The 10,053-nt window shown below is 39.0% G+C and carries 8 protein-coding genes and 1 pseudogene; 6 read left to right on the top strand and 3 right to left on the bottom strand.

Going from position 1 to position 10,053, the window contains the following annotated elements; translation table 11 throughout:
• Window positions 1–1,209 (bottom strand): annotated as a pseudogene (locus C9J35_RS25175) (collagen-like protein); the annotation flags it as partial.
• Window positions 1,210–1,662: 453 nt separating this feature from the next.
• Window positions 1,663–2,739, bottom strand: a complete 1,077-nt coding sequence (locus tag C9J35_RS16090) for a glycosyltransferase family 2 protein (protein ID WP_107925283.1) — start codon at window positions 2,737–2,739, stop codon at window positions 1,663–1,665.
• Window positions 2,740–2,931: 192 nt separating this feature from the next.
• Here C9J35_RS16090 and C9J35_RS16085 point away from each other — a divergent pair, with 192 nt between their 5' ends.
• From C9J35_RS16085 to C9J35_RS16060, 6 genes are all read left to right on the top strand, one after another.
• Window positions 2,932–3,894, top strand: a complete 963-nt coding sequence (locus C9J35_RS16085) for a YncE family protein (RefSeq protein WP_107925282.1) — start codon at window positions 2,932–2,934, stop codon at window positions 3,892–3,894.
• Window positions 3,891–4,574 (top strand): response regulator transcription factor, encoded by a 684-nt coding sequence (locus tag C9J35_RS16080; protein WP_054767950.1) that lies wholly within the window; start codon window positions 3,891–3,893, stop codon window positions 4,572–4,574. The genes C9J35_RS16085 and C9J35_RS16080 overlap by 4 nt, the downstream gene beginning before the upstream one ends.
• Window positions 4,571–5,959 (top strand): sensor histidine kinase, encoded by a 1,389-nt coding sequence (locus C9J35_RS16075; RefSeq protein ID WP_107925281.1) that lies wholly within the window; start codon window positions 4,571–4,573, stop codon window positions 5,957–5,959. The genes C9J35_RS16080 and C9J35_RS16075 overlap by 4 nt, the downstream gene beginning before the upstream one ends.
• A gap of 3 nt (window positions 5,960–5,962) precedes the next feature.
• Window positions 5,963–6,481 (top strand): FixH family protein, encoded by a 519-nt coding sequence (locus C9J35_RS16070; RefSeq protein ID WP_054767951.1) that lies wholly within the window; start codon window positions 5,963–5,965, stop codon window positions 6,479–6,481.
• Between the two features lie 121 nt (window positions 6,482–6,602).
• Window positions 6,603–7,172, top strand: a complete 570-nt coding sequence (locus C9J35_RS16065; RefSeq protein WP_054768004.1) for a TetR/AcrR family transcriptional regulator — start codon at window positions 6,603–6,605, stop codon at window positions 7,170–7,172.
• Between the two features lie 103 nt (window positions 7,173–7,275).
• Window positions 7,276–9,465: a YhgE/Pip domain-containing protein gene (locus C9J35_RS16060; protein ID WP_107925280.1), complete on the top strand. Its 2,190-nt coding sequence runs from the start codon at window positions 7,276–7,278 to the stop codon at window positions 9,463–9,465.
• 357 nt (window positions 9,466–9,822) lie between these two features.
• Here C9J35_RS16060 and yhfH read toward each other — a convergent pair whose 3' ends face one another.
• Window positions 9,823–9,948: a protein YhfH gene (gene yhfH / locus C9J35_RS16055; RefSeq protein WP_069514604.1), complete on the bottom strand. Its 126-nt coding sequence runs from the start codon at window positions 9,946–9,948 to the stop codon at window positions 9,823–9,825.
• Window positions 9,949–10,053: the final 105 nt, after the last annotated feature.

Below are 10,053 nucleotides of genomic sequence, written 5' to 3'. Positions count from 1 at the left end.
AGATGTGTATAAGAGACAGCCAGTAGCCCCTGTTTCACCAGTAGGTCCAGTAGCACCAGTAACACCAGTGGCTCCAGTAGCGCCGGCAAGACCGGCAATACCAGTAGCACCTGTAGTACCAGTGGCCCCAGTAGCGCCAGCAAGACCGGCAATACCAGTAGCCCCTGTTTCACCAGTAGGTCCAGTAGCACCAGTAACACCAGTGGCTCCAGTAGCGCCGGCAAGACCGGCAATACCAGTAGCACCTGTAGTACCAGTAGCCCCAGTAACACCAGTGGCCCCAGTAACACCAGTGGCCCCAGTCGCTCCAGCAAGACCGGTAATACCAGTAGCGCCAGTAGTACCAGTAGCTCCAGTAGCGCCAGCAAGACCGGCAATACCAGTAATACCAGTAGCCCCAGTAACACCAGTAGGTCCAGTAGGTCCAGTAGCCCCAGTAACACCAGTAGGTCCAGTAGGTCCAGTAACCCCAGTAACCCCAGTAACCCCAGTAACCCCAGTAACCCCAGTAACCCCAGTGGCCCCAGCAAGACCGGTAATACCAGTAGTACCTGTAGTACCAGTAACACCAGTAGGTCCAGTAGCACCAGTAACACCAGTTGCTCCAGTCGCTCCAGCAAGACCGGTAATACCAGTAGCGCCAGTAGTACCAGTAGCACCTGTAGTACCAGTAGCACCTGTAGTACCAGTAACCCCAGTAGCGCCAGTAGTACCAGTAACACCAGTTGCTCCAGTAGCGCCAGTAGGTCCAGTAGTACCAGTAACCCCAGTAGCACCTGTAGTACCTGTAGTACCTGTAGTACCTGTAGTACCTGTAGTACCTGTAGTACCTGTAGTACCTGTAGTACCTGTAGTACCTGTAGTACCTGTAGTACCTGTAGTACCTGTAGTACCAGTTACACCGGTAGCGCCAGTAACCCCAGTAGCACCTGTAGCACCTGTAGCACCTGTAGCACCTGTAGCACCTGTAGTACCAGTAACCCCAGTAACCCCAGTAACCCCAGTAGCCCCAGTAGCCCCAGTAGGTCCAGTAGGTCCAGTAGGTCCAGTAGAGCCTGTACTGCCAGTAGGTCCCGTAACTCCTCCTGTTGGTCCAGTAGGTTTAACTGGCCAAATTGGGCATCTTTGAACTGGCCCATTATTACAACAACAGGGATGTGATAGACATTTGCCACAAATATTATTTAGATTAAAATCATGAAATTTCATTTTCTCACCTCCTCTCTCAAATATCGTATTCATATAGATGATAGAGGAAATGGATGATTAACTATTTGTTATCTCTAAATATGCAAATAAGGATATTAGTACCTCCATATATATCATGGAAGAGTTACTTTACTTTCTTACTTCTCAAGAAAAAGCTGGAAGAGCAGATTAACAGTACTAATTATTGAAAGATTACTCTTAAAATAAGGGGATTTATGGGATACAGAAGTGATAATAGTGAAGCACTTTATGCATTGATGACAATTTAGTAATCAAGAATGTTAGTGGAAAAGGTCATTTTAAAAGCTATACAAATGTTGGTCAGCAGTGAACTAGGCTATGCAAATATAACAAGATGCACATCAAAAAGATGACTCAGCGAAGCTAAAGCCATCTCATCAGTAATTTGTATTGTTTCTCATGTTTATTAATTTTTGAAGACAGTTTAGATTCCTAACTATCCTTTTCTAAAATACGCTCAAAATAGTTTTTGTTATATAAAATTTTCTCGTCATTAGGTAAGAAGGTTCTTGCTAATTCATTGTGGGCATTCGCTAGTTCGTATTGTTGTAATCGATCATAGAGGACACATAGTTGTAAATGCGGTAACCAAGTAGTGTAGGTTTTTTCTTGGAAGGGTGCATTAGGTTTTTGTATAATCACAAGCGCTTGCTCATACCAAAAAATTGCTTCGTAGTTTTTAGATTGCTCCATAAAGTGAAAGCCCAATCTACAGCACGCTTCTGGACGTGGTATGTCGTATTCAAAGCTTCTCAAAATGGAAGTTAGGTTATTCTCCTTGTCGTTTAAATTAGTGTAACAATCTGCTAATTTAAAGCAGGCGCGAATATTATCTTCAATCCAACCCAATTTAGACGTTAGAAATTGCTCATAGTAAAATATTGCATCTTCATAATGTTGATGATCCATTAATTCATTGGCGTAATAGAAAGTGTCCCGTGGTGAAAGGGCCTCTCCGGATTGAACTAGTTGTTTATAGATACTAATATTTCGAGTGTGATCATGACTGAGCGGTAAATGGCTTACTGCCACATCGCTATCATACAGTTTTCCGCTAACTTCTAAATATTCGTGTACTGCACCAATCCATTGAAATTGCTTATCTCTTCTAACTAAACGATATCTTCGTAATAATGAACTAACGTTTCCTTGATCATCAAAACTCAAATTATAGTTCATAGAAATGGCATCACTATCAGTGGGAAAAGAGTTTTTTAGTGCTTTGAATTTTTTTTGATCTTCTTCTGTGAAAACATCGTCTGCGTCTAACCAAAGAATGAATTCTTTAGTTGCTTGCTGAAATGAATAATTACGGGCAGCAGCGAAATGTTGAATCCATTCAAAATCAAAAATACGCTCCGTGTATTGTTCAACAATTTGCTTTGTGTTGTCGGTTGAGCCTGTGTCTACTATATTAATCTCATCTACTAAATCCTTTACCGATTCAAGGCATCTGCCAATGACCTCTTCCTCATTTTTTACAATCATACATAAACTAATTGTCACCATTTTGTGATTCCTCCTTGCAATAATCTTTGTAGTATATGTGAATTTAGATTTTTTGCTTAGATATGTGCTTGTTCTATAGTGTTCTACATAAAAATTTGTAGTTTCTGCTGGTTAAGTTTGTCATAAATTTACCTTTCAAGTTTCACGCAGATTTCACAATTGTGAAGTATAGTAAGGACAGAGGTGATGACGTTGAAAAAATGGGCGTTCTTCATTTTTTCTTTAGTGCAAATTATATGGCTAGCGGGATGTTCGGAAAAATCGTTTAATCCAATTGAACGCGAAAGGGACTTTATTGCGTCATTAAATATACAAGAACCGTCATTAGATTTTATAGATGAACAGGGCAATGTCTTTACGACGTGGTCATTTGAAAAAGCCTATTCTGGGGCATTATTGCTCGGGGATGATCGTGTGTTACTATATGGTCATCAGCTAGACAAAATAGATGTTTATACATTATCGACTGGGAAAAAGCTGTATTCAAAAAAGGTGAAGATTGGTACGACAAATGTCTATTATGCGAAAAATGTAAACCAGTTTTTTATCACGAATAGCAAAATGAATACTGTGACAAGCTTTGATAAAGAAGGAAATGAGCTTGCCTCAACACAGCTCGGTAATTATCCGATGTCGATGGCTTCCTATAAAGACCAGCTATATGTGATCAACTATAAAGACACGAAACTAACGGTGTTAGCGATTGAGGATTTATCGGTGAAGCAAGAATGGCCAATCGAAAAATCTTCACATGGAATTGCAATTGTTGAAGAAACAAATGAGCTATGGATTGGTGGACATGGAGAAGGAAGTAAGCCAAACAGTTCCGTGAAACGGTATGATTTAATGACCGGTGCAGTGCAAGGGGTAATTGAGATGCCCTTAATGCCTGTCGGATTAACAAAGACAGAGGACAATGTATTAGTTGTTAGTCATGGACACAATGAATTATATGTAACCGATTTTGATGGCAATGTGAAATGGCAGCAAGAGGTTGGCGCAAACCCCTTTGTCGTGAATCAGTTTAATGATTACATTGTTGTTGCTGGCTATGACGACCACACTTTATATTTTATTAAAGAGGGTCAGGTTCAAAAAACAGTTGATGTTGGGAAAGGTGCATTTCAGCTGTTAGTGAGGGAGGGAAAATTGTGACTAGCGTATTAATAGTGGATGATGAGCAAGATATGCAAAATTTGATTGAAATGATGCTAGGTAATTCTAAATTTGAGACATTTACAGCCGCGAGTGGTACAGAAGCTTATGATATTATAGTGCGCGAACAAATCGATTTGGTACTACTGGATGTAATGATGCCACATGAGGATGGCTTTGTTGTTTGTCAAAGTATTCGTGCCATGTCGGATGTTCCAGTTATTTTTCTTACGGCACGAGATGCGAATGAGGACAAAGTGAAGGGGCTTACGCTTGGTGGCGATGATTATATTGTAAAGCCGTTTACCAATGATGAACTTGTGGCCCGAATACATGCAGTGCTGAGAAGAAGTGGTACAAATATTGCAGACTTACAACAGAAATATATTATGTTTGGATACATTAAACTTGATGAAATTGCACGTAAAGTATCGGTAAATGGCAAGGCTATTCCTCTCACATTGAAGGAATTTGAATTATTGCATTTGTTTATGAAAAATCCAGGAAATGCGTATTCACGGGAGCAATTGCTTGAGCGAATTTGGGATATTGATTATGTAGGTGGAACACGAACTGTTGATACTCATATTAAAACCTTACGTTTGAAGCTTGGAAAGGAAGCAGCGGGGCATATTCAAACCGTCTGGGGAGTCGGCTACCGTTTTGATCCAGGCGAATGAAAAAGATTTCTACACGCATTTGGTTATTAATTTTTGCATTTTTAATCATTACAGTTGTTTTTATGTATGTTCTAACAGATTTTTTGTATGAGCAGCTATATGTGGAAGACACGGAAAGTACGATGATTGAAGTAGGGACCAAATTACAAACAATGTATACAAGTGGTAAGGTAACAGATGAATTTATTGCAGCTATCGAGCATTACAATGATTATTCTAATTTGAATATTTTTGCAGTGCGGAACCCCCGGGAGCTTAGTGCTTGTGTACCGTTTGATATTGATTATGAAACACTGATTGGTGCAGAGGAACGTCAACAATTATTAGCAGGCGAGTATGTGCAAAAGATTGGTTATGAGCCACGGTTTGATCGGCAACTTATTTCAGTTGTTTTACCCCTAGTGGATCAAAATAGATTAGAGGGCATTATTTATATTTATTTTCCATTAGCAAAAATTAGTGAACTGGCCAGTCAAGAGGTAATTCTACTATTTGTCAGCGCCTTTTTCTTTCTAATTGTTATCAGCTTTTTTGTTTATAAAGGCTTACGACATATTATGCGTCCATTAAATGAACTGCAAACAGCTGTCGAACAGATGTCGTACGGTAATTATGAAACTAGGGTACCGGTTAATTCAAGTGATGAAATTGGGAAACTATCAAGTACATTTAATGATATGGCCGAGGCAATACAGCGCGAGGATGAGGTGCAAAAGTCTTTTTTAGCAACCGTTTCACATGAATTACGTACACCAATTAGTTATGTAAAAGGATATAGTGAAGCGATGCAGGATGGAATTATTTCAGACACGCAAAAAGAAGAAACAATTCAACTTATCGTGCGTGAGGCAAATCGTATGGAACGTTTAACAAATGAACTTCTGCAGCTTGCACGAATGGAAAATGAACAAAAAGAAATTATATTATATCCAATCCCTCTAACAGAAACTTTACGTGAAGTACAGCAAATTTTGATGCATCAAGCACAGAAAAAGGATATAACACTACAACTTACTGCGGATGATTCGTTGATAGTCAAAGCAGATGAAGTGAAACTTAAGCAAATTTTTATAAATATTATTGAAAATGCTATCAATTATTCGCATGAGCAATCGAAAGTTGAAATCACAGCAATTGAAAATAATGAATTCGCTCACATTACAATCAAAGACTATGGTATTGGCATTCCACAGGCAGATTTATCACATGTCACTGAGCGTTTTTATCGTGTGAATAAAGCACGAAGTCGTGCGGATGGTGGCAGTGGATTAGGCTTATCAATTGTCGAACAATTGTTAAAGCAATTGCTTGGGAAAATAGAGATTGAAAGTGAAGTAGAGAAGGGTACAAATGTCAAAATTACGATACCATTAATGGAGGAATAGAAGATGAAGAAATGGTTATTTGCATGTATTGCTGTAACAGCATTACTAGTGGGGTGTGGGGACAAGAAAGAGCCAGCAGCTTTACCAGAACCCGAAATGCCTGAAATGTTGAAAGTTGATATTTTAACGCCCAAAGAAGTTGCTATAAATGAACCAATTGAGCTGGCAGCTCATGTTGAACAAGGCGGAGAAAATATTGATGATGCAATAGTAGAATTTGAAGTTTGGGAATCAGGTAAACGTGATGAAGGGCAAATGATTGATGGGACGTTAGACAAAGATGGCGTCTACAAGGCAACAATAACATTTGACCATGACAGTGTATATTATATGTTTGCACATACAACTGCTAATGGCATTCATAATATGCCTAAGCAACAAATTACTGCTGGCACACCTGATATGACACAAATACTACCGGAAGATGAAAAAGCAGATACAAATATGATGGAACATGGTAATGGTACATCGGGAGATGCACAGCAAGGTGAAGACGAAAAAGATGAAAAAAATCATCATTAAATGCTTGCATTATTTTTAAAATAGGAATATGATAATGACCAGATGACCGAAACGGTTTTCTGGTCACTTTAATTTCCGTGTACAAAAGATGTACAGAACCCAACAGGAAAGGATGTCGCAAATGGATCGTAGGCAGGAAATTCTTGAAGCCGCTGCAAAATCTTTTACGTTGTTTGGCTATAAAGCAACAACAATGGAGCAAGTAGCGAAAATTGCCAATGTCGGTAAAGGAACAATTTACACATTCTTTGCAAATAAAGAAATCTTATTTCAAGAGATCGCTATGTCACTTGTACAAGAGATGAAGGCAGAAGCGGATGCGGTGTTGGATTCATCAGTAAGCTTTATGGACAATGCGCATAATGCTTTAATGAAAATGCTTCAGTTCCGCGAAAAACATCTTTTATTTGCGAAGTTAATAGAGGAAGAGAAGGAATTACGCACCCCAGCAGTTAAACAAGTGTTAATTCGCATCGAAACTGAAATATTATCGTACGTAGCAGCTTTAATTCAAAAACGTATTGATAAAGGGGAGATACGAGATTGTGATGCTGAATTAGTAAGCTATTTGTTGTTCAAGGCGTATTTGGCGTTTATTGTCGACTGGCATGAGTTACATGACGACAAAATACCGGAGGAAAAGATACTGAATCTTTTTAAGGAAACAATCTTTCGAGGACTAATTCTTTAAGAAAGAATCTACAAATTTTGCAAACTGTGAGGTTTGAGATTTTTTTTGCAGGAAATTGACCAAATGACGTTTTCGGTCGAAATGTATAGGAGTGAGAAAAAGTATGATTAAAGCTGAATGGCTGAAAATCTTTAAAACAAGAAAAATGCTTGTTTCGATTATCGCTGTACTATTCATCCCTGTCATGTACGCAGGAATGTTTTTATGGGCGTTTTGGGACCCGTATGCGGGCTTACCAAATTTACCAGTAGCGATTGTCAATGAAGACACTGGTGCGGAAATGGATGGAGTTAAATTAGATTTGGGGGATACCTTGGTCGATAAGCTTGTCGATAGTGAGCAGTTTAACTTTATCGAAGTGTCAAAAGAAGAGGCTGAAAAGGGTTTAAATGGTCGTGACTATTACATGATCCTTGAAATCCCAACAAATTTTTCTGATCATGCAACAACATTATTAGACGACAAACCATCTAAATTAGTAATCAATTATATTCCGAATGAAGGTTTAAACTTCCTTGGTGCACAAATTGGTGAAACAGCAATGGATCGTGTACGTGCGGAAGTAAATTCACAAGTTTCTGCTACATATGCAGAAAAATTATTTGATTCTATTGCAACTTTAGGTGATGGCTTTACAGAAGCAGCTGATGGTTCCATTAAGTTAGATGAAGGTGCGAAAAAAGTAGCGAATGGTGCCAAAGATTTAAAAGGCTATCTGGAGCAACTAGCATCAAGTACAATCGAACTTTCCAATGGTACTGACAAAATAACTAAAGGTGCTGGTCAAGCGGCAACTGGGGCTACTGAATTATCAACTGGTCTTGTGAAATTACAAGATGGTACAGTCCAGCTGCAAAAAGGTGCACAACAAGCAGCAACAGGTGCAACAAATCTTGAACAAGGCCTATCTCAATATACACAAGGTGTAGCTAAGGTAGAAGCAGGTCTTACAACGTTAAATGAAAAACAACAACAAATTATAGCTGGTGCAGCTTCTGTTGCTGAAAGTGCAGGCACATTAAACGGTGCAGCTAATCAGTTAACAAATGGCTCAGCAAAAGTAGAAGCAGGAATTAGTGCTTTAACAGCGCAATTACAAAGTGCAATTGCTTCAATGCCAGAAGAGCAAGCGGCGGCATTAAAGCAAACACTTGCAGAGTTACAAGCAGGAAGTGCAAGTGTGCATAACGGCTTAAATTCTTTAGCAAGCGGTACAGAAAAATTACAGGCAGGTGCGAACCAAGTAAATTCTGGTGCAACACAAATTGCAGCAGGTCAAGCAGATGTCTTAGCAGGTGCCAATTCATTATCAGCAAAAAGTAATGCATTAGTTGATGGTGCCAAAAATTTACAGGCTGGTAACGCAACACTTGCCGCTAAACTAGGTGAATTAAATGCTGGTGTAAATACAGCTGTAGCTGGATCCAAAACATTAGCATCTGGTTTAAACGAATTAGCAACTGGAACAACAACATTAAACGAAGGTACAACAACGCTTGCGTCCAAATCTGGTGAATTAGCAGATGGTTCTTCGACACTAGCAGAAGGCTCTACTGAACTAGCAGATGGCACAGCAACATTAACAAGTAAGTTAGGCGAAGCAAGTGAAAAAGCAAATGAGGTACACGCTAATGACGACACATATGATATGGTTGGTAATCCAGTAGAAGTTGATAAAGAATCTGTTAACCATGTACCAAACTATGGTACAGGTTTCTCACCTTACTTTATCTCACTCGGCTTATTCGTTGGTGCATTACTAATTTCAATTGTTTTCCCACTTGTTGAACCAGCAATTCGTCCGAAAAACGGTGCATCTTGGTTTACAAGTAAAGTGACTGTATTAGCTGTTGTTGGATTGATTCAATCTTTATTAACGGTTGGTATTGTAAAATGGGGCTTAGGTCTGGAAGTACAAAATTTAGGATATTTCGTACTCTCAGCGCTATTAACAAGCTATGTTTACCTAGGGTTAATTCAAATGCTTGTTTCCATTTTCGGTGATCCAGGACGTTTCATGGCAATTGTTGTATTAATTTTACAACTAACAACAAGTGCAGGTACATTCCCACTTGAATTGATTCCAGAACCATTACAAGTATTCAATAAATTACTACCAATGACTTACTCTGTTCAAGCATTTAAAGCAAGTATATCCACAGGTGATATGTCTTACTTATGGCAAAACTATGGTATGTTGTTTGGATACATGGCTGTATTCTTAGCTATTACTTTCGGTTATTTCATGTTATTACACACAAAACGTTACTCAAAAGTAGCCGAAGAGAATTAATAATAAAGTTTTTGCACTCACCAAAACTATGGTGAGTGCTTTTTTTTATGGCTGACGGGCGATGCTGTGGAGTATCAGGGTGGTGTGAGATTATTACTCAGGTGGAGTGAGGTATCGTTCGGGTAATCGTTGAGTACCGCTCGGACATAGTGTCGTTCCACTTGGGTATTCGTAAACTGTCTCAGCTTAGAGAAGTTGAGGTAGGCAACAACAAAAAACAGCGACTGATATGAGCGTATCAGTCGCTGTTTCGTAAGTGTAAGAGATTTAATTAAGGGTTCATCAAAAATATGATGAGAGTTGTCATTATTATTACGTGTGGGGCACGTATATGACGATCACAGAATAGGCAAATGCTTATAGGCAGTTACATTTTTCACAAGTGTTGCTGTAGCATTCGCTTTGTTCTTCGATTTTTTCTCCGCATTCCGTGCATTGTTTTGCGGGTAAATTCTTGAAAAATTCAACTACGTTTTCTAACATTGTGGACTCCTCCTTTAAGTTCATCTGTACTATTACTGTTTTGATATTTCTTAGTGTATTATAACAGATGCGTTTCGTCAACACAAAATGCCTAATTTACGTTAA

It is taken from the genome of Lysinibacillus parviboronicapiens (genome assembly GCF_003049575.1).
Classification (GTDB): domain Bacteria; phylum Bacillota; class Bacilli; order Bacillales_A; family Planococcaceae; genus Lysinibacillus; species Lysinibacillus parviboronicapiens.
The sequence above is the reverse complement of the archived record's forward strand: the minus strand, read 5'-3'. Positions and strand labels throughout refer to the sequence as shown.